This window comes from Pseudaeromonas sp. HNCC25DJ182, from assembly GCF_055413365.1.
Window position 1 is genome coordinate 66384 of sequence record NZ_JBVAYG010000013.1, and the last position, 18913, is coordinate 85296.

Genomic DNA, 18913 nt, shown 5'->3' on the forward strand with positions numbered 1-18913 from the left:
TGAGTACAGAAATCCATAGCAAACAGATAACAGAATCCTCGCGTAAAAAAATAGTTGTCTGCTTTTAATTTGAAATGAAAAGCCTGGTTATTTTGAGATGTTTTACATACAGAAAAAGTTATGACATCCATTATGTCTTGCTAAGAAACCAAGATGGTTCATTTTGTTTATGTGTTTCATAGGTAAGGTAGTTACGCCTCCTGCAGGAGGCGCTAGACCACTAATCATAAATTACTTATTGTTGAATGAATGCGTCCTGCTCTCGCTAAACTTATTAAAAATTCAATAAGGATTTTACATGTTTATCAAGAATTAAAAGTTCACCCTCAGATGGACCATTAAACCTGGCTGTTATTTCAAGTGATAAATCTCTAATTGCTCGGATATGTGTGTTATCTTCATCGAAACGTGGAATATTCAAATAATCAGCGACACTAACACCCAAACTTAGCTTGGAGGAATAGGCTGATATTGTACCGGAAATTACAGGAGCGTTTAGAAAGCCGGTTAAATATGCGGCCTCTCCCTCTGTTTCGGTAGGTATAAAGTAAAGCTTGTGGTCAGGTATGACTATCTTTTCGCCAGAAAAACCAGAAGCTGCACTTCCTACGTAGGCAGCAGCGAACACCTTTCCGATTTCACGCCACAATACTTTATAAGGCGAAAAGGTATATGCCCCTGTGCTCCATAGCGAATAGAATGCCTGCCCTTTTTGAAATCTTTTGAGGCTAGAACGGCTCTCAAGATGGGATTTAAAGCGATTCAAAAATTTGAAAACCAGCGGAGAATGAACAGCCAGATCCGGATCTCCATGCATTCCTCGCTGAGGAACAATGATACGCAAGTGTTCATCTGGAACAGCGCAAAAAGGCTTTACTCCCTTGCCCCTGAGTAGAGGGAAAACATGCTCGACCTCAATTCGAGCTGTTATTTCCGGAATACCTTTAGTTTTACCAATGGTGGCGGCATTTCGTACTGTAACTGTGTTTTCATCGCCCTCTTCCGTTGCATAGACCCAGAACACACCGTTACGATCTGCGGTAACACCTTTGCGAGCTTGGTACACTCGCTCTGCACCAGCAAATACTTTAGCGAATATAACCTGCTCTTCATGCGGGCCGATAAGCCAAGGTCTCTCTCCTTCTCCACCCGGCACGGGGACTGCCGTGTATTCGATCTGCTTTGCAGTTTTACGAAACTCCTCCGCGCTATTTGAGTTCCGCAGAGTCGAGGCTGGTACATCACCATTAGTCCAGACTCTGTACGGTACAGGAAAAATAGTCGGAGCATCTCGTTCTAGAGCGAGAAAACGAGGCATATTGGTCACTCCGTCGAATGGACTGATTGCATCGAAGTCCTCAACCAATAGTACTTTGCAGTTCACGTTATTGGGACCGACAGAAAATCTGCGAAAACCAGCACTTGAGGGAGTTGTAAAAACTGAGCCTGGTAGGAAAAAGCCAAGTCGCCCCGAGGGGGCTAGGTAATGATAAATCGCTTGGTAAGTTATAACCGTAGAAATATCTGCTTCTATTCCACCCACCCATTTATCAGTACTAAAAACACCAAGCTTCTTGCATTGCGCCTGAATAGTCTTGGTGTATTCCTCTGGAAGATTGCTCCATTTTACCCAAGGTGGGTTGCCGCAGACATAACTTGATGGTGGGATGGCGGCCGCAGCAAAACGATCGGCTAGGATAGCGCACCAAATACCATTCCACCCTTGTTCATGGAGCGATACTAAGTTTTCGATAGTAGTCTCAATATTTTGAATATCGTCATCATGCAACAGCATTGATTTGAGATTTGATCGAATCGCACTGCTTATTTTTGCCGCATTAAAATCTGCATCGATCAACTCCCTTATTCTCGCAAATACCTTAAAGAACTCTGAATGGTTGATCATCGCTTCTGGTACTGAGAACTCTCTTGGGCCAACTTCGGTCTGCATGACATAGTTGTAGCTTGGGAAAGGATCGCTACTCACACAAGCCGGATTGATTGCATCCGCTAAGTAGACCGGTAAGCGTATGGGGTCATCAGGATCCAGAAATGGGGAAAGAAATACAGCCAACGATCCCTTGGCTGCAAGTACAGCAAGGGGGTTCAAATCAATCCCATTTAACCCTAAAAGCAGAGACCTTGCCGTGGCACTATCGCCTTGCTCTAACCGACGCCGGCGTAGCGCCTCAAGCAAGAATGTGCCTGAGCCGCATGTTGGATCAGTAAGTGAAGCTTTTGTACTCCACTCAATGAGATCCATCCCGTGTTCGGCAAGCCAGTCAGGTGTATAAAACTCTCCAAGAGCATGACGGACTTCGCGAGGAATAAAGCGCTCATATATGCCCTTAAATAAATCACGCGTAGTATTAGGATGCTTTTTTGCGACTGTGAAGTCGACTCCGGAAAGCCTCCCAAACAATGCTTCTAAATGAGGGCTATACTCTTCCCAACCATTATCATCTAGATACCAAGAAAAAAAGTCGCCGCTGAGCATATTTAGAATGCCAGAGTGTTCAAATAGTTCACCCGTTTCCACTACCTTCAAACGATCCACTACTGGTACCGTCGAATCTAGAATGTTTTGGCTCGGCCGAGGAAGAGCACATGCAGTAACGATTTTTGCAATTATTGCGATGTAAGTATTCAGCGCAAAAAGATAAGCAGCAGGATTTTCATCATAGGGCTGATCATGTGATATTTCTTGTCTAGCCAGCAGCATCTTCATATTTGCAGGCTGAAAACCTACAACTTGACTAAAAAGCCTACGCCACTCTGTAAAAAGCATCTTCGTTTTGGAAGTACAAGGATTTGTCTCAGCCCGGCATATGTTTTTGTAAAGTGCAGGAATTAGCGCGATTCCATGGTCGGAGTCAGGCCCGACTAGTCCTTGCAATAGCTGAGGATGAACAAGGGGACGCCCATCCTGCTCAAGTAAATCCAATAGTCGATTCGCGGCGTTGATGTCAAAAGGAATTACACCACCCCAGTTTGAGAAATTCTCTTCAAAATTACCAAAGCTAATATGGGATCCATCCCATATTATTAATATATAGTCTTCTAAACGGCGCCCTTCTTCGGCTGAGATAAGGGTCGCATATTCTTCAGCTTGAGCTCGAGCATGATTAGCTTTGCTATTTAGACGCCCACCAAACGATCTTGGTGGTTCATACTCGATGACCACAGCCCCATGAGCCACATCAGCAAATTTAGTGGGTTTACCCGCTTCTTTAAGCGCTCTTTCCAACTGAAATGGTGTCCATGGAATATTTCGAGCTTCGCAAGCTATTTTAAGAGCACCTTCCAGCTCATGTCGCAATTGTGCCTCGTTGCTTGCGGCTTCAGAAGCTAAAGTAACTTTATTGACGAGCTGTGATGCAATTTTTGACATTGCGGGAACCCTATTGTAATTGATCTATTTCTTGTCGTAGGAGATAAGATAATCCAAAAACACTCAGTGTCTCTCTATTTATATTTCCTACGTATTACTCTTCAACCCAGCTCCGGTAAAGAGATGTTTGAAAATAGTCTCAGCAAGCATTGGAGGCACGGCATTTCCAATTTGAGTAAACTTTGAATCGGTATCTCCTACTGGCTCAAAATCATTCGCAAATGTCTGAATACGAGAGCACTCTCTCCAAGAGAGCCGTCTCGGTATCTCAAGGATAGGTCGAGTAGGGTCTGCGGATAGATGTTCATATTCATCTGAGAAGTCCCATCTTTGCTTCCAGCCATCAGCTAGATTAGACCATGTCAGTTTCATAACTGGACTTGCTGGATGTAATGTTACATGCCGCGAATTAGCCACCACTGTAAATGCTGGTTCACTCCACTTAGCTTTACGATTTCTGGACATAAAGTACCAAGAAAAATGGCCTTCTGGGTCATGCGGACGCTCATAAAACTCACCCTCAGGCCAAAGAGGCAGACCCAAAATTGCATCACCATGAGATGTATAAGGCTTAAGATCAGGTTTTTTTCTTGTTGCTTTCCCATGTGTTTCAGGAGGAAATTCAAAAAATTGATTTAGATCCTTCCTTACGCCAACAATGAATAGACGCTTACGTGATTGAGGAATCCCATATGCCTTGGCGTTGATGAGGTGATGGCTCACAACATAGCCTTCCTGTCTGTAAGCTGTTTCCTGCTCCTCCAGAAAGCTTCCTGCACCCAATTGCTTCAATCCAGAAACATTCTCTGCCACGAAATATTTTGGGCGGACTAGGCTGATTACTCGTAAGAACTGTTTATAGAGATTTGTTCGCTCGTCTTTTTTGGGATCCCTGTTGCCAGCCATAGAAAATGACTGACACGGATATCCTCCAACTACGACATCGGCATTTGGAAATGTTAGGATCTGCGATATATCGCCATTTCGCACATCGGTGTTAGGAAAATACTTTTCCAACGTTTTACACGCATCTTTAAGGATGTCGTTTGCAAAGACGATGTGACCTCCGGCAGCTTCGATACCGAAGTCCATTCCCCCACATCCGGAAAATAAAGATAGGACCCGGATTTTCTCTCCGTCTTTCTCAAACATATTATTCACGTTGTCTCACATCAGATTTCTTTTTTTCCACGTTCTCGCCCTGCTCCAAAAGTGGCCAGCGCGCCTTCAAATACACATCGACAGCATCCCGTACCACCCATGCAAGTGAAACACGATGTTCTGCTGCGATCTGTTCCAGCACAGAGTACTGTTCTTCAGGAAAGCTTATGGATGCGCGAACGCTGCACTCATGAGCACCTGTATCCTGCCGTCTTCGCTGTATAGACATAACTTGCATACTCGCAAAATTCCCTCACCACTTTACACCAAAGTGGTGAACTGTAGATACATCCAGCAGTTAAAAAATAAATGACGATTCAAATACTAAAAGACCAATTCACTGCCAGAAAATTTGCCAATGCATATCGATGCTTGATGTCGAATTAGGTTCCATAGGGAGCTCTTATTGGGAGCTTTACTAATCCAGGCAACAAGATCAGCTCTGACTGACCCAAGTTCTCAATAAAGAAATATTGGTCGGGAAGCTTTTTCTTTTGAGCTTCTATAGCTGGCGCTATTCCACCAAGGCGACTGATTTGACTTGCAGCCAGATGGGTTGGCCGGGGTGTACGCCCAGCTCATGGGCGGAGCGGGTGGTCAGGCGGGCGATCAGGATCGACGCGCCGACGCGCACGCGCACCAGCGTCAGGCCGGGGTGTTCATCGGTCAGCATGGCATCGACCACGCCGGGCAGATGGTTCTGGATGCTGGTGTCGACCTGATGCTGCAGCGACAGGCTGACATCCCGCGCCAGCACCCGCAGCCGTCCCTTATGGCCGATGGCATGGCCCTGATCCCGCGCCCAGAGCGAGCCGCCGGCAAATGCCATACGCATCAATCCCCACTGGCTGTCCCGTTCGCAGATCTCGCCCTCCAGCACCACACCCGCCTCTTCCCCCAGCCGGATGGGCAGATCGAGCCGGGAGAGGATCTCGGTCAGCGGCCCCTGGGCCAGGGCGCGGCCGGCCGACATCACCACCAGATGGTCGGCCAGGCGGGCCACCTCATCGGGCGAGTGGGTGACATAGAGGATGGGGATCTGCAGCTCGTCGTGCAGGGTCTCCAGATAGGGCAGAATTTCCCGTTTGCGCGCCAGATCCAGCGCCGCCAGCGGTTCATCCATCAGCAGCAGTTGCGGACTGACCGCCAGGGCGCGGGCTATGCCGACCCGCTGCTTCTCGCCGCCGGAGAGCTCCGCCGGTTTGCGCGTCAGCAGGTGTTCGATACCCAGCAGGGTGATGGCTTGATCCAGGGCGATGGCGGGCGTGCCGCGACTGCGGCGCTGGCCATACAGCAGGTTGTTGCGCACCGTGAGGTGGGGGAACAGGTTGGCATCCTGAAACACATAACCGATGTCCCTGTGGTGGGTCGGGCGATAGTGCTGCTCGTCCTGCCATACCTCGCCATTGACCACACAGCGCCCCTCCGGGCGCGAGCCCAGACCGGCAAAACAGCGCAGCAGTGTGGTCTTGCCGGATCCGGAGTGGCCGAACAGCGCGGTGATGCCCTTGCCCGGCAACTGCAGATCGACATCCAGGGTGAAATCTTGCCAGCCCTTGCGAAACCGGGCCTGAATGGGGGCATGAGCCATGGTTTACCTCAGGGTTTTGGGGCCGCGCCTGAGATGCAGGCCCAGCAAGACGACAAACGAGAACACCAGCATGACGGCGGCCAGACGGTGGGCATCGGCATATTCCATGGCTTCGACATGGTCATAGATCTGCACCGAGGCGACCCGGGTGATACCGGGCAAATTGCCGCCGATCATCAATACCACCCCGAACTCGCCCACGGTATGGGCGAAGGTGAGGATGCTGGCGCTGACAAAGCCCGGCAGCGCCAGCGGCAGGGCTATGGTCAGGAAGCGATCCAGCGGTGAGGCGCGCAGGGTGGCGGCCGCCTCGAACGGGGCGTCACCGATGGCCTCGAAGGCGCTCTGCAGCGGTTGCACCATGAAGGGCAGGGAGTAGAACACAGAGGCGATGACCAGACCGCTGAAGGAAAACGGCAGCAGACCAACCCCGAACCAGGCCAGCAGCGGCGCGATCGGGCCATTGGGGCCCATGGCCAGCAGCAAATAAAAGCCGAGCACCGAGGGGGGCAGCACCAGGGGCAGCGCGACTATGGCGCCTATGGGTTTACGCCAGCCACTGCGGGTGCGGGCCAGCCACCAGGCCAGCGGGGTCGCGACCCACAACAGAATAAAGGTGACGACACTCGCCAGCTTGAGTGTCAGCAAGATGGCTTGCCAGTCACTATCGGTTAACCACATCCCTGCATCCTTGCGTTATTCGCGGGGCTTTCCCCGCGCGTGATTCCGGCAGCGCGCGATCCGGATCCGCGCCCTGCATTGCGAGTTGTCCAGCAAGATACGCGCCAGAACCCAATGCTCATTCGATAAGGCAGAACCTGTTTCCTTGGAATCATGCGCTATGTAGATAAAAACCTAACGCGGGTTCGGTTGGCCTTTATTTTGCAATTCTGCTTCGGGCCCGGTCGCCACCTCGCATCCCGCCGAGGTGAGTTTTCGGCAACCAGATGGCGATTTATGCCCTGTAGACTGCTGTTTTACCACGTTTATGGCAGGAGCCTGGCTTGGGGGGCGACTTACTCCGGTTTCTCCCTCGGAATTTGCTCGTGATGAGCATGACATTCTGTCGTTATGGTGACACGAACATAGCGACAATGATGACAACAAGACAAAAAGGAACTTCATGATGAAACAACCCTCACCTCTGTTCACGTTTGTACTCTTTGCCCTGACCCTGGGTCAGGTTGCTGCAGCCCGGGCCGATGAGGTAGTCGTCGCCGTGGCGGCCAATTTCCTGGCGCCGCTGCAGGAGATCAGTGCCGAATTCACCAAGGAAACTGGGCACACCACAGTGCTCACCGCCGGAGCCACCGGCAAGATGTTTACCCAGATCCAGAATGGCGCACCGTTCGAGGTGATGGTGAGTGCCGATAGTGCGACACCAAAGAAGCTGGTCCAGGCGCAGCTGGCCGTCACCGATTCCCAATTCACCTATGCCCGCGGCAAGCTGGTGCTGTGGTCAACCGATCCGGCACTGGTCGATGCTCAAGGCGCTGTGCTGAAGGCGGCCAGATTTAAACATCTGGCCATCGCCAATCCGAAGACCGCGCCCTACGGCCAGGCCGCCATGGAGACGCTGGCCAAGCTGGGCCTGACGGCGGCATTGCAACCCAAGCTGGTGCAGGGCGAAAACATTGCCCAGACCAAGATGTTTGTCGACTCCGGCAGTGCCGAGCTGGGCTTTGTCGCGCTGTCCCAGGTCTTCAAGGGTGGCAAGGTGACTAAAGGCTCGGCCTGGGAGGTGCCGCTGGATCTCTACGCACCGATTTATCAGGACGCTGTCTTGCTGAAAAAGGGGGCGAACAATCCGGCAGCCAGCGCCTTGCTCACCTATCTGAAGAGCGACAAGGCCAAGGCGATCATGGCGCAATACGGCTATATCCACTGAGTGCTAACTAGCTGTTCCGAATAGCAAATCACTCACGACAGCGACTTAGGTAGCGCTAAGCTGACCCTCTGCGCCAGGGATGGCGCGGTGGAGCCCCCAGGGATGGGTTCACGGCGTGTCAGCGTGCGCTTCCTGGTCGATGGCGCATCATGAGGATCGGCTATTTCGGGAAAAAACATCACGCCAGCTGTGGCTGGCGTGAGGGTTTTGCACTCAAACGGGCAGCGGCAAGCGGCTGCGTTTAGACCGGGACACCCAGAATCACATGACTGGCCTTGATCAGGGCAGAGGCGGGTACGCCTTCCTTGAGCCCCAGATCCAGTACCGCTTCATTGGTGATCACCGAGTAGACCAGGTTACCGCCCGGCAGTTCGATACCGACTTCGGTGTTGACCGCGCCTTTGGTGAGGAACTTGACGGTACCGGCCAACTGGTTGCGGGCACTGAATTTCAGGGTGGCTTCACCGGCCAGCACCATGACCCAGGGGGCCTTGATGAGAGCTGTCGCGGTTTTGCCAACCGCCAGACCGAGCGTGTCGACGCTGGATTCGGTGACTATGGCCACCAGCTTGTCGCCGCCGTCCAGGGTGAGCTCGACTTCGGCATTGACGGCACCGTTGACGAGGGCGGAGATGGTGCCGGTGAAGATGTTCCGTGCGCTGATATTCATGGTGAACTCCTTGTGATGAGCCATGGCAAGAGTTGGCCCGATTTTCGCTATGCATGAGAGGGTATAGCGTGCTTTCTGGGCTCGGATTGACTCTACGCGCCTGCGTTCGTCGATCACAACCATAGCGCTACGGGTTTTTCAGCCACCCAGCCGGGCTTTGACCGGATTCTGGCTCCGGTGGCTGGCTTCGTTGTAACAGGGACGACATAACGACAATGACGCAAAACACACACATATTGCGCACCAAATTAGAGGTCGAGACCGAGTTCGGGGCCTTCCTCGGCGATACCCGCATCCGCTTGCTGGAGGCCATCGCCGTGCATGGCTCCATCTCCCAGGCAGCAAAAAAAGTGCCGCTCTCCTACAAGGCGGCCTGGGATGCCATCGACAATATGAACAATCTGGCGGAGCAACCGCTGGTGCTGCGCAGCGCCGGTGGGCGACAGGGCGGGGGTACCCAGCTGACGGCGTATGGCAAGAAGGTGGTGGCCCTGTATCGGGCGCTGGAGGCCGAGTATCAGGCGGCGCTGGATCGACTCACCGCCAGCATGCACGAGGAGTCCGACAATGATTTTCAGCAATTTCGACAGCTGCTGCGGCGGATGTCGATGAAGACCAGTGCCCGCAACCAGTTCGCCGGCGAGATCGTCGGCCTGCGCAGCGGCCAGGTGGACTTCGAGGTGCGGTTGCGGCTGGATGCCGAGAATGAGCTGGTGGCGGTGATCACCCGGGAATCGGCGGAATCCCTCGGGCTGACCATGGGCATGGAGATGTTCGCCATGGTCAAATCCTCCTCCATCCTGCTGCTGACCGACACCCGCGTGAAGACCACGGCGCGCAACCATCTGTGGGGCGTGGTGAGCCGAATTCATGAGGGACCTGTGAACTCCGAGGTAACTCTGACCCTGCCCAGCGGCAAGACGGTCTGCGCCGTGGTGACCCACGACAGTATCGGCAAGCTGGAGTTGCAAGTCGGGCAGCAGGCCTGCGCCGTGTTCAAGGCGTCGTCGGTGATCCTCTGCCTGCAATCCTGAGTCGTGATTGGGAGATCGACCATGAACCCTTATGTATTGGCAGATAGCTGGCTGCAGCAGCTGCTGAGTGACGATGTGCCCCATGGCGATCTGACCAGCTGGGTGCTGGATCTGGGGCAACAGGGCGGCCAGATGCAGTTCTCGGCGCGTTACGCCATGGTGTTGTGCGGCAGCGAGGAGGCGCGGCGACTTGGCGAAATGCACGGGTTAAGTGCCGTGGGAGCCATTCGCCCGAGTGGCAGCCGATTGCAGGCCGGGGAGCCGATCCTGACCCTGGCCGGTCCCGCCGATGCCCTGCATCGGGTGTGGAAAACCGCCCAGACGCTGATGGAGTCTCTCTCCGGCGTGGCTACGGTTACCGCCGAGCTGCTGGCCGCCGCCCGACGTGGCAATCCGCAGGTTGCGTTGGCCTGTACCCGCAAGAACTTCCCCGGCACCAAGGCGGCGGCGATGAAGGCCATTCTCTGTGGCGGCGCCCTGCCTCATCGTCTGGGGCTCTCCGAGACCCTGTTGCTGTTTGCCGAACATCGCTTGTTCCTCGGGGACGAAACGGAGGTGCAGACGGTGGCTCGCCTGCGCCAGCAGTGCCCAGAGCGTAAGCTGGTGGTGGAGGTGAGCTCCGGGGCCGAGGCCGAACTCTGGGCGGCCGCGGGGGCCGATGTGCTGCAGTTGGAGAAGCTGCCTCCTGCCGAGGTCGCGGCCGTGGTGCAGATGAGCCAGGGTTACCCGCAACGTCCAGTGGTCGCGGTCGCGGGCGGCGTGTCGCTGGCCAACGCCGAGGTCTATGCCGCCACCGGCGCTCAGGTGCTGGTCAGCAGCGCTCCCTATCAGGCCCCGCCCAAAGATGTGCAGGTGACCTTCTCGATGGTCTAAGCGGTGCGGTTTTCTGAGCTCGCCGGTGGCTGAACGCCCTGCCTGCGGGCATAATCGACTCCCACTAATGCCGATTCAAACGACAACAAGCACGGGCTCGGGAGTTACCGATGAAACAGACAACGATAGGCACCCTGATCGGGTTGGCGCTATGGACCACCAGCAGCCCGAGTTGGGGTTGCGCCGATGTGGATTGCTCACCACCACAGATGCTGCAACTCACCGCCGAGCAGTGTGGCCTGACCGGCCTGCCGTTTCTGGCGGCGGACAATGACACCCGCATCACACTAGCACTGCTGACCCAGGCGCAGGGGCAATCCTCCTTGCAGGGGCAGGATCCCGAGACCCGGCAATCCCGGCCGTTATCGGTGCCCTTTGCGGTCTCTGAATTGCTCTCTCCCGAACCCATGACGCCAGCGGCCACGGATGCGGCCTCGGCGCTGGATACCCTGGCCCAGACGCTGGGTGTGCAGCCTGCGACTCTATCGGCCGCCCATGAGCGGGGCAACGGCTGGCTGGAGGGGCGCTGCGGCTTGAATCGTCCCGAGGTGGCGGAGCCCTTCTTGCGGGCACTGCAAGCCAGTGGTCTGCCCGCCGAGCAGACGCAACCACTGGCCGAGGCGCGGGTCGCGCTGATCGGTCTGTGCCAGAGCGATACCCTGCCTGATTTCACGGCCTTGCCCGCGACGGCGGAGGCGACTCCGTTCAGCGATTATCTGCGCGGGGCGCGTGCCTTCTATCTGGGGGATTTTGCCGAAGCCCGGAGCCTCTTCACGGCGCTGAGCCAGCAGGAGCAGCCCTGGTTGAAAGAGACCGCTACCTATCTGCTGGCCCGGGTCGCCATCAATCAGGCCCAGGCCAATGCGTTGGATGAATATGGCTTCTTCGATGCCAGCAAGGTGGACAAGGCGCCCCTGGTCACCGCCGAACAGGCGCTGGATCACTACCTGGCGACCTATCCGCAGGGGCTGTACGCCGCCTCGGCCCAGGGTCTGTATCGCCGGGTCTATTGGCTGCAGGATGACGGGGCCAAGCTGGCCGCCCTCTATCAACAGGCGCTGCAGAGTACCCAGGTGAACGAGGGTCTGCCGCTGTGGAACGAGATCGATCTCAAATTGCTGGCCAACAAGACCCCTGCGACCTCGCCGCTGTTCTTGCTGGTGCAGGATCTCAAGCGCCTGCGACTGCACCCGGAGTGGGAAGAGAGCTGGCAACCGCTGACCACCGAGGAGCTGAAGGGCCAGCAGGCTGCATTTGCGGCGGCCGGGCTGTCGGCGCAGTGGGAGTATCTGCAACTGGCTCAGCGTTACTATGTGGCCAAGGATTATGCCGGTGTGGTGCAGGCGATCGCCGCGCCTCAAGGCTCCGGGCCGCTGGATCTGCTGGCGTTCAGTCGCCAGATGTTGCGTGGCATGGCGCTGCAGGCCCAGCAACAGTGGCCCCAGGCGGAGGCCCATTGGCAGCAACTGCTGGCCGCCAAACCCGATGCCCTGCAACAGCAACTGCTGCAATTGGCTCTGGCGATGACTCTGGAGCGGGCGGATAAGCTGGATGCGCTATTTGCCGCCCAGTCGCTGGTGACCCGGGATGAGCTGCGGGATCCGCTGCTACGGTTTAGTGCCTCGGCGCCGCTGCTGCGCCAGGTCAGTGCCGACGGGGGGTTGAGTCACGAGCTGCGCAATACGGCGCTCTATACCCTGCTGGTCAAGGATCTCAACCGCGGCCACTACGCCGATTTCCTGCAGGATCAGGCGCTGCTGGCTCAGGCTCCAGCTCAAAAGCCCTTCGATCTGGCTCCCTTCAGCCAAGGGGCGAGCAACGAGGAGGGCTATAGCTGTCCGGCTCTGACCGAAACGGTGAGCCAGTTGGCCAGCACCCAGACTGGGGGCAAGCCGGCGGCCAAGGCGCTCAACTGCCTGGGCGAGTTCTTCTATCGTCAGGGCTGGGATGAGTCGCCGCTCGGTAGCAAGCCGGGAGCGACCCTGCTGGGTGGCGCGCCGGATCGCTTTGCCGGTGCGGCCCACGGGCGCCTGGCGCTGTATCAACAGGTGATCGCCGACCCCAAAGCTCCTGCCGAGGAGCGCAGCTATGCCCTGTTCCGCGCCATCAACTGCTTTGCCAGCAGCGGCTATAACCACTGCGGCAGCGAAGAGATCCCCAAGGCGGAGCGCAAACGCTGGTTCAATACCCTCAAGCAGAGCTATGCCGCTTCGGTCTGGGCGAAACAGTTGAAGTACTACTGGTGAGTCGCGGTCGCTGCATCGGACTGCTGGTACTGGGCAGCCTGATGGTCGGGGTGTGGGGCTGGCTGGCAGCCGATGCCTCATCGCCCACTGTGATTGCGCCCACGGCGGCTGCGCCAGCGATGGATCACTCGGCTCGGGTCGACGCGGCGCTCTATCGCCAGTTCTGGCTGTGGGCCGCGGTCAAGCCACAGCCGGTGCTGCATCAGGCGCAGCGGCTCTATCTGCTGCAGGGGCATATCAGCCAACACGAGGGAGAGGCGCGCTTGCAGCCGCAAGGGCTACCGCCTTCCCCCCTCAAGGTGCCGGAGCTCTGGCTCAGCTATCGGGTCGCGACCCTGGATTGGCAACCGGGTGTGGTGCGCGATCTGTTGCGGCAGCGCACCGCCTGGCAGGCCAAAGGCAATCGGGTGATCGGCATTCAGATTGATTTTGATGCCGCTAGCCCGAAGCTGGCGGGCTATGCCGACTTCTTGCGCGGGCTGCGGCGCCAGTTACCCGCCGATTGTCAGCTGGGCATTACCGGCCTACTGGATTGGAGTGCCAATGGGGATGTCACCACGCTCAATGGCCTGAGCGGGGTGGTGGATGAGCTGGTGGTACAGACCTATCGCGGCCGGACCACTGTGGCTGACTATGCACAGTACCTGCCTGCCCTCAAGCGGCTGACGCTGCCCTTCAAGTTGGGGCTGGTGCAGGGGGGCGAGTGGCAACCGCGTTGGCAGCAGGAGTTTGCCGCTCAGCCTAACTATCGCGGCGAGGTGGTGTTTCTGCTCAACTCCCGCTGAATGGCAATCCGCTTACGAGTGATGGGGTTTGCTGCTGGTATGGCGAATGCGCTTGCGGGATGACAATTGCAACAGGCTGACGATAAAACCGCGCTGCTGCAGGAGCTCGATCGCCTGTTTATGGTTCTCGCAGATGGTGACATCCGCATCCTGGGGTATCACCGGATGGGTGGCCTGATTGATCTTCAGGAAGATATTTCTCGCGCCCTGAGCCATGACCAGCACAGTACAGCGCAGGCCATGGCTTTGCCCCAGGCGATTCCTTCCCGCATCAGTTCGGTTGATTCCGGAGTGCGACCGAGCCAACCCTCCATATCCACCACATGAGCCCAGTGCGTGGGCTGGCCTTGCTGCATCCAGGTCCGTTGCAGCTGCTCGGCCCAGTCGGCAGCCCCCTGCTGATTGAAGGCGCCATCCAGGATGGAGATACAGACATTGCCCAACCAGTGGACCGTTGCGTGACCGTGAGCCTTGGTGACCATACGAGAACCTGATAGTGGAAACGGGTGTTTCCAGTATAGGCCTTAGAAGGTGGCCACCAGTGAGGATTGACGATTCACCTGATCGCGGATCAGGGTCAATATCTGGGCGATATGGGGATCATCCGCGGTTTCTCCGGGCAGATAAATTCCGACAATGCCCTTGTTATAGCGCTCGACCATCTCCAGAGCCTGGATCCCGAAACCACGGAAATAATCACCCATACAGCGCGGATAAGGCATGACGGCATTGGTGTCGCGGATGATGTCGAGGCTCACCATGATGGAATTGCTGGTGTAGATAATCTTCTCGTTGAGTTGCAGCATGCTGCGCTGTTGCTGTTTGGGGTGCAGGTCATCGACCAGGTGCAGATAGCGATTCTCGTCCGGCGTGACCAGCAGACTGGGGTAGTTCAGCAGATCGCTGTGCCGACAGGGTTTACCGAGCAGTGGATGTCCTTCGCGCACGAAGACATCGTCGTTGGATAAAAACAATGGCACAAACAGCAAGCCGGATTTATGGGTCAGGCCATGGATCTCGTGACCGATAAACAGATCGATATCGCCGTTGAGCAGCATATCCAGCAGGCGCAGATGGTTGCCCAGATCCACATTCAAGGATGCGGCGCTATGACTCTGACGGTACTGCTGCAGCACATGGCGCAGCAGCGGGTGCCACCAGGCGTGACCCGAGCCGATACGCAAGCCGCGCTCACTCCGTTGCTTGATGAACTCCAGCTTGTGCAGCGTTTGCTCGTAGATGCGCTGCATGATGCGCGCCTGATCCTGCAATAACACACCACTTTCGGTCAGGGTGATGCCGGTTGACGAACGGGTAAACAGCTCGATGCCGAGAGAGGCCTCCAGCCGCTTCATATTGTGGGTCAGCGTGGGTTGGCTGATAAACAGGCGTTTCGCCGCCTGACTGAGATTCTTGCTGGTCGCGACCTCGAGAAACTGTTGCAGCAATTTGTCCACGATGGAGATGCCATGGTCATTGAATTTATCGATGGAGGGGACGATAGGAGTCTGGCTCTGCAGTGTCAATCAGAACATATCTGAACGATTAAGCTGCAGAAAAGTATAAAAAGTTGAGTAGATCGCATTTTAGACCATGGGAAACCGAGCTGTTTTCGGCATTTCTTTGCGTCGGGTCACGGGATGTCTCTTGGCTATAGATGCTATCTATCGCCGTGTCGGGCAATTGCATTATCTAAAGAAGGACTCTCTCGATACAGTCCGCCACCAAAGCAAGCGGATATCGTGGGTGCTTGTCCTCCTCCTTCCTTGTCTCGTTCTGGATATGGACTGCACATCGTGCGGCTGTGGTCGCAGATCCTCTCTTGATTCCGTACCGCTATCCCCGGTGCCTTGTTATTGGTCTGATCATCAGGAGCTATTCATGTCCCATCGTTTTCCATTGTCTCTATTGTCGTTGTGCCTGGCTGGGTTGACGCTGGCCGGATGTAACGATTCAAACGACTCGTCACCCGTCGATCCGGAGCCGCCGGTTGAACCGACCGCCCCCTACGCGGTGGATCTCTACCTCAAAGGCGAATTTAGCAGTTGGTCGGCCCAGGAGGGGTACAAGTTCAAGTACCGGGATGGCAGTTATCATCTGGATAACGTGCTGTTCAAGCAGAGTCTGTCGGCCTTCAAGGTGGCCGATCCGGATTGGGCTCTGGCGACCACCTTCACCGCCGATCTGGAAAATGAAACCCGCATTATCCCGGATACCCCAGTGGCCCTCACGACAGGGGAAGGCGGTGCCAATATGGTGCTGGCCGTGGAAAATGAGGGACGTTATGACTTTGAACTGGATGCCAAGGATCCGGCCCATCCGGTGCTGTCATTCGCCCTGGATGCCCCGCCCATTGACTACGATCTCTACCTGCGCGGTGGTTTCAATGGCTGGGGAACCTCCTATCCGCTGACCTATCAGGGGGATGGCATCTACGCCATCACCACCCAATTCACCCCGGGACGCCAGGAGTTCAAGATCGCCAACTCCGGTTGGGATCATGCCTTCACCATCAATCTGGATACTGTGACTACCGCCGATCTGGATACCGCCTATCCTCTCGATACCGGCGATAACGGTGCCAACTCGGCGCTACAGATCACCGAGAGTGGCTTTTATCGGGTGACGCTGGATGCGTCGGCTGATCCGGGACATCCGGTGCTGAAAATCGTCAAGACCACGGGGGGCGATGATGTGACCATAGATCCCCATGCCGGACATGAGGCCAGCCAGACCCTGAGCTATCCGGTGACCGGTGTTCGGGAAGAGCAGGCGATCTTCTCGGTGGCCAAACTGGCGGACCCGTTACGCAGCTACGCCCAATCTTCGACTCAGGATCTGCGCGATCCGGGCAACAACTATGTGACGGTCACCGAGCAAGAGGGCCAGCCCCGGGTTCGCTCCGGCAGTATCGCCTTTGATGCGCTGTTCGCGCTGGCGGTGCAGGAAACCAAGGATGACAGCGTCAGCCAGATCTCGGATGACAACTACAACGGTGGCGCGCCGACCGCCTGTGACTGCTTCCAGACCGGTGCCAAGTGGCCTTACGTCTGGACTCGGGATCTCTCCTACGCCACCCATCTGGGGCTGGCGATGCTGGATCCGCAGCGGGCGCGCAACTCCCTGCTGTTCAAGGTCTCCGGCTATCGCGATGGCATGGCGGCACCGGCTGGCACCGGGAATGACGGCGAGGCTCGCCAGATCGTCCAGGATACCGGCACCGGCGGCAGCTGGCCGGCGAGTACCGACCGTGTGACCTGGGCATTGGGCGCCAGTGCCGTGCTGGCCACGCTGCCTTCCGATACCGAGCGGGCCGAGTTCGCCACTGTGGCGCTGGAAGCCTTGAGCAATACCCTGGAAAACGATCGGTTAGCTGCCTACGACAGCATCGATGGCCTGTATCGGGGCGAGCAATCGTTCCTCGATTGGCGTGACCAGACCTACGCCAGCTGGATCGTCAAAGACATAGCCGCTCTGGCCAGTAGCAAGTCGCTGTCGACCAACGTGGTGCACTATCTGGCGCTGACCGAAGCGGCACAACTGGCCAATGCCGCCGGTGATAGCCAGCGGGCCGACCGTTACAGCGGGTGGGCCACCGCCTTGAAGGCCGCGATCAAGAGCCGCTTCTGGCAGGCCGATACCGGCCTGTATAGCAGCATGACGGCGGGGGCTTACGATGATGCCGCGCTCTACAAATACGATTGGCTCGGTGAGTCGCTGGTGATCCTCTCCGGCATCGCCAGCGAGAGCGAAGCGGCCTCGATCGTCGCTCATTATCCTCATGGCCCTATGGGCGCTCCAGTGATCTTCCCGCAGCAGCCGGATATGGCGATTTACCACAATCGGGCGGTGTGGCCCTTCGTCACCGCCTATGGCATCAAAGCCGCCGCCCAGGTGAATAATGCCGAGGTGTTCGATGCCGGATTTGCCAGCCTGATGCAGGGCGCGGCTCTGAATCTGTCGAACATGGAGAATCTGGAGTGGATCACCGGTAAGCCGAATCTGGTCGATTTCGACCATCCGGAGCTGGCCGGGCCGGCCATCAACTCCCAGCGTCAGCTCTGGTCGGTCGGGGGCTATATCGGTGCCGTGGTCAATTCGCTATTCGGCCTGCAGCCCAATGAGCAGGGAATCCATGTCGCGCCCTATGTGACGGCCGCCCTGCACCGTCAATGGTTCGCCAGCTCGAACAGTGTGACCTTGCAGGATCTGCACCTGCGCGGCAAGCGCATCGATGTGACGCTCAACTTGCCGGCCAAGGCGGCCGACAGTGGGGCTTATCAGGTCACGGCGCTGATGCTCAATGGCGTCGAGTATGGGCGCGACCTGCTGTGGAGTGAGCTGGGGGACAGCAATACCCTGGTGGTGACGCTGGATAACGCCCAGACGGTGGCATCCGGTATCCATCGCCTGAGCGATCTGCAACCGACCGCCACCTCGGATGCCACCGTGTTTGCCCCCCGGGAGCCGGTGATCGAGGGTGTGACGCTGGCGAACGGGCATCTGCAGGTCGCCTTCAGCGACGGTCGTAACGATCAGACCGTGAGTTACAACCTCTATCGCGATGGCAAGCTGGTGGCCAGCGATGTGGCACTGGGCAGCTGGACCGATCCGGCCCCGCTGGCCGCAGGCGCCTGCTATGCGGCCGAGGCGGTTTATCCGGCCAGCGGCAATCGCTCCCACCACAGTCAGCCGGTGTGCTACCAAGCCGGTGAGCAGGATATCCCGGTGAATGATGCCCGCGTCAGCAGCAATCTGGCAATTACTCCGGCCAGTGATACTCAGGATGCCCCCTTCCTGGATAACTGGGGCGCGCCCCAGGACCGCCTGCAATTCCAGAATCTGGTGGTCACCCAGGGCGGTCGCTTTGCCTTGGCACTGAAGTACCACAACGCGGCCAACTCCATCAATCTGGGGATGACGAACGGCGTCAAGTGGATGCGAGTTACCGACAGTGCCGGGCAACTGGTGGACGCCGGTATCGTGCAGATGCCCCATGCCCGCAGCATGGATGGCAAGCGCCCCTGGGTCTACTCCACATCGCTGGAAGTCACCCTGCAACCGGGTAGTTATCAGGTGGAGCTGTCGGACTTCCTCAACATGAGTTACCTGGCCCATAACGCCACCTTCGGTGGCAATGGCGGCAGTAGTGGGGCCATGAACAGTGCCGATATTGCCGGGCTGCGCATCCTGCCCCTGGCTCCCTAGTCGGTAGCCCGATCGTTTCCTCGTATCGAAAAACCAGGCGGCCACCGGGATGTGGCCGCTTTTTTG

The 18913-nt window shown here is 56.8% G+C and carries 15 protein-coding genes; 6 read left to right on the forward strand and 9 right to left on the reverse strand.

Features of this window, described 5'->3' with window-relative positions; all coding sequences use genetic code 11:
• Window positions 1-274: 274 nt before the first annotated feature.
• The 5 genes from ACZYUB_RS11630 to modB form a co-directional block, all read right to left on the reverse strand.
• Complete coding sequence (locus ACZYUB_RS11630) at window positions 275-3391, reverse strand: N-6 DNA methylase (RefSeq protein WP_463948055.1); 3117 nt, start codon at window positions 3389-3391, stop codon at window positions 275-277.
• Window positions 3392-3478: 87 nt separating this feature from the next.
• Complete coding sequence (locus ACZYUB_RS11635; protein WP_463948056.1) at window positions 3479-4543, reverse strand: DNA cytosine methyltransferase; 1065 nt, start codon at window positions 4541-4543, stop codon at window positions 3479-3481.
• Between the two features lies 1 nt (window position 4544).
• Window positions 4545-4790: a hypothetical protein gene (locus ACZYUB_RS11640; RefSeq protein ID WP_463948058.1), complete on the reverse strand. Its 246-nt coding sequence runs from the start codon at window positions 4788-4790 to the stop codon at window positions 4545-4547.
• Between the two features lie 276 nt (window positions 4791-5066).
• On the reverse strand, window positions 5067-6143 hold the full coding sequence (gene modC, locus ACZYUB_RS11645) for a molybdenum ABC transporter ATP-binding protein (protein WP_463948060.1): 1077 nt from the start codon (window positions 6141-6143) through the stop codon (window positions 5067-5069).
• A 3-nt stretch (window positions 6144-6146) separates the two neighbouring features.
• The gene (modB, locus tag ACZYUB_RS11650; protein ID WP_463948062.1) at window positions 6147-6824 is read right to left on the reverse strand and encodes a molybdate ABC transporter permease subunit; all 678 of its coding nucleotides are present in this window, start codon (window positions 6822-6824) and stop codon (window positions 6147-6149) included.
• Window positions 6825-7266: 442 nt separating this feature from the next.
• Between modB and modA the strand changes: the two genes are divergently transcribed.
• Entirely contained in the window at window positions 7267-8031 is a 765-nt protein-coding gene (modA, locus tag ACZYUB_RS11655; RefSeq protein ID WP_463948064.1) for a molybdate ABC transporter substrate-binding protein, read from the forward strand.
• Between the two features lie 241 nt (window positions 8032-8272).
• Here the strand turns inward: modA and ACZYUB_RS11660 are convergent, their stop codons facing one another.
• Complete coding sequence (locus tag ACZYUB_RS11660; RefSeq protein WP_463948066.1) at window positions 8273-8701, reverse strand: TOBE domain-containing protein; 429 nt, start codon at window positions 8699-8701, stop codon at window positions 8273-8275.
• A gap of 215 nt (window positions 8702-8916) precedes the next feature.
• On the opposite strand from ACZYUB_RS11660, the gene ACZYUB_RS11665 reads away from it, so the two are divergent.
• The 4 genes from ACZYUB_RS11665 to ACZYUB_RS11680 all read left to right on the forward strand — a co-directional run bounded on the left by ACZYUB_RS11665 (window position 8917) and on the right by ACZYUB_RS11680 (window position 13639).
• Window positions 8917-9735, forward strand: coding sequence for a TOBE domain-containing protein (locus tag ACZYUB_RS11665; RefSeq protein WP_463948068.1), 819 nt, complete (start codon window positions 8917-8919; stop codon window positions 9733-9735).
• 21 nt (window positions 9736-9756) lie between these two features.
• Entirely contained in the window at window positions 9757-10608 is an 852-nt protein-coding gene (gene modD, locus ACZYUB_RS11670; protein ID WP_463948070.1) for a ModD protein, read from the forward strand.
• 110 nt (window positions 10609-10718) lie between these two features.
• Window positions 10719-12854, forward strand: coding sequence for a PA5441 family protein (locus tag ACZYUB_RS11675; RefSeq protein ID WP_463948072.1), 2136 nt, complete (start codon window positions 10719-10721; stop codon window positions 12852-12854).
• Between the two features lie 119 nt (window positions 12855-12973).
• Complete coding sequence (locus ACZYUB_RS11680; RefSeq protein ID WP_463948129.1) at window positions 12974-13639, forward strand: DUF3142 domain-containing protein; 666 nt, start codon at window positions 12974-12976, stop codon at window positions 13637-13639.
• Between the two features lie 12 nt (window positions 13640-13651).
• Here ACZYUB_RS11680 and ACZYUB_RS11685 read toward each other — a convergent pair whose 3' ends face one another.
• From ACZYUB_RS11685 to ACZYUB_RS11695, 3 genes are read right to left on the reverse strand one after another with little or no spacing between them, the layout of a single operon-like run.
• Window positions 13652-13855 (reverse strand): hypothetical protein, encoded by a 204-nt coding sequence (locus ACZYUB_RS11685; protein ID WP_463948074.1) that lies wholly within the window; start codon window positions 13853-13855, stop codon window positions 13652-13654.
• A complete protein-coding gene (locus ACZYUB_RS11690) occupies window positions 13825-14121 on the reverse strand; it encodes a hypothetical protein (RefSeq protein WP_463948076.1) in 297 nt (98 codons plus the stop codon). The genes ACZYUB_RS11685 and ACZYUB_RS11690 overlap by 31 nt, the downstream gene beginning before the upstream one ends.
• Window positions 14122-14163: 42 nt before the next feature.
• On the reverse strand, window positions 14164-15165 hold the full coding sequence (locus ACZYUB_RS11695; protein WP_463948077.1) for a LysR family transcriptional regulator: 1002 nt from the start codon (window positions 15163-15165) through the stop codon (window positions 14164-14166).
• 355 nt (window positions 15166-15520) lie between these two features.
• Between ACZYUB_RS11695 and ACZYUB_RS11700 the strand changes: the two genes are divergently transcribed.
• Window positions 15521-18847 (forward strand): MGH1-like glycoside hydrolase domain-containing protein, encoded by a 3327-nt coding sequence (locus ACZYUB_RS11700; protein WP_463948079.1) that lies wholly within the window; start codon window positions 15521-15523, stop codon window positions 18845-18847.
• Window positions 18848-18913: the final 66 nt, after the last annotated feature.

What these genes read in the sequence shown, in the direction of transcription:
- modA (WP_463948064.1), top strand. Translation starts at nt 7,267, where the DNA reads ATGATGAAACAACCCTCACCTCTGTTCACGTTTGTACTCTTTGCCCTG.
- ACZYUB_RS11635 (WP_463948056.1), bottom strand. Translation starts at nt 4,543, where the DNA reads ATGTTTGAGAAAGACGGAGAGAAAATCCGGGTCCTATCTTTATTTTCC.
- ACZYUB_RS11700 (WP_463948079.1), top strand. Translation starts at nt 15,521, where the DNA reads ATGTCCCATCGTTTTCCATTGTCTCTATTGTCGTTGTGCCTGGCTGGG.
- modB (WP_463948062.1), bottom strand. Translation starts at nt 6,824, where the DNA reads ATGTGGTTAACCGATAGTGACTGGCAAGCCATCTTGCTGACACTCAAG.
- ACZYUB_RS11680 (WP_463948129.1), top strand. Translation starts at nt 12,974, where the DNA reads ATGGATCACTCGGCTCGGGTCGACGCGGCGCTCTATCGCCAGTTCTGG.
- ACZYUB_RS11660 (WP_463948066.1), bottom strand. Translation starts at nt 8,701, where the DNA reads ATGAATATCAGCGCACGGAACATCTTCACCGGCACCATCTCCGCCCTC.
- ACZYUB_RS11685 (WP_463948074.1), bottom strand. Translation starts at nt 13,855, where the DNA reads ATGGCTCAGGGCGCGAGAAATATCTTCCTGAAGATCAATCAGGCCACC.
- ACZYUB_RS11665 (WP_463948068.1), top strand. Translation starts at nt 8,917, where the DNA reads ATGACGCAAAACACACACATATTGCGCACCAAATTAGAGGTCGAGACC.
- ACZYUB_RS11690 (WP_463948076.1), bottom strand. Translation starts at nt 14,121, where the DNA reads ATGGTCACCAAGGCTCACGGTCACGCAACGGTCCACTGGTTGGGCAAT.
- ACZYUB_RS11630 (WP_463948055.1), bottom strand. Translation starts at nt 3,391, where the DNA reads ATGTCAAAAATTGCATCACAGCTCGTCAATAAAGTTACTTTAGCTTCT.
- ACZYUB_RS11640 (WP_463948058.1), bottom strand. Translation starts at nt 4,790, where the DNA reads ATGCAAGTTATGTCTATACAGCGAAGACGGCAGGATACAGGTGCTCAT.
- modC (WP_463948060.1), bottom strand. Translation starts at nt 6,143, where the DNA reads ATGGCTCATGCCCCCATTCAGGCCCGGTTTCGCAAGGGCTGGCAAGAT.
- modD (WP_463948070.1), top strand. Translation starts at nt 9,757, where the DNA reads ATGAACCCTTATGTATTGGCAGATAGCTGGCTGCAGCAGCTGCTGAGT.
- ACZYUB_RS11675 (WP_463948072.1), top strand. Translation starts at nt 10,719, where the DNA reads ATGAAACAGACAACGATAGGCACCCTGATCGGGTTGGCGCTATGGACC.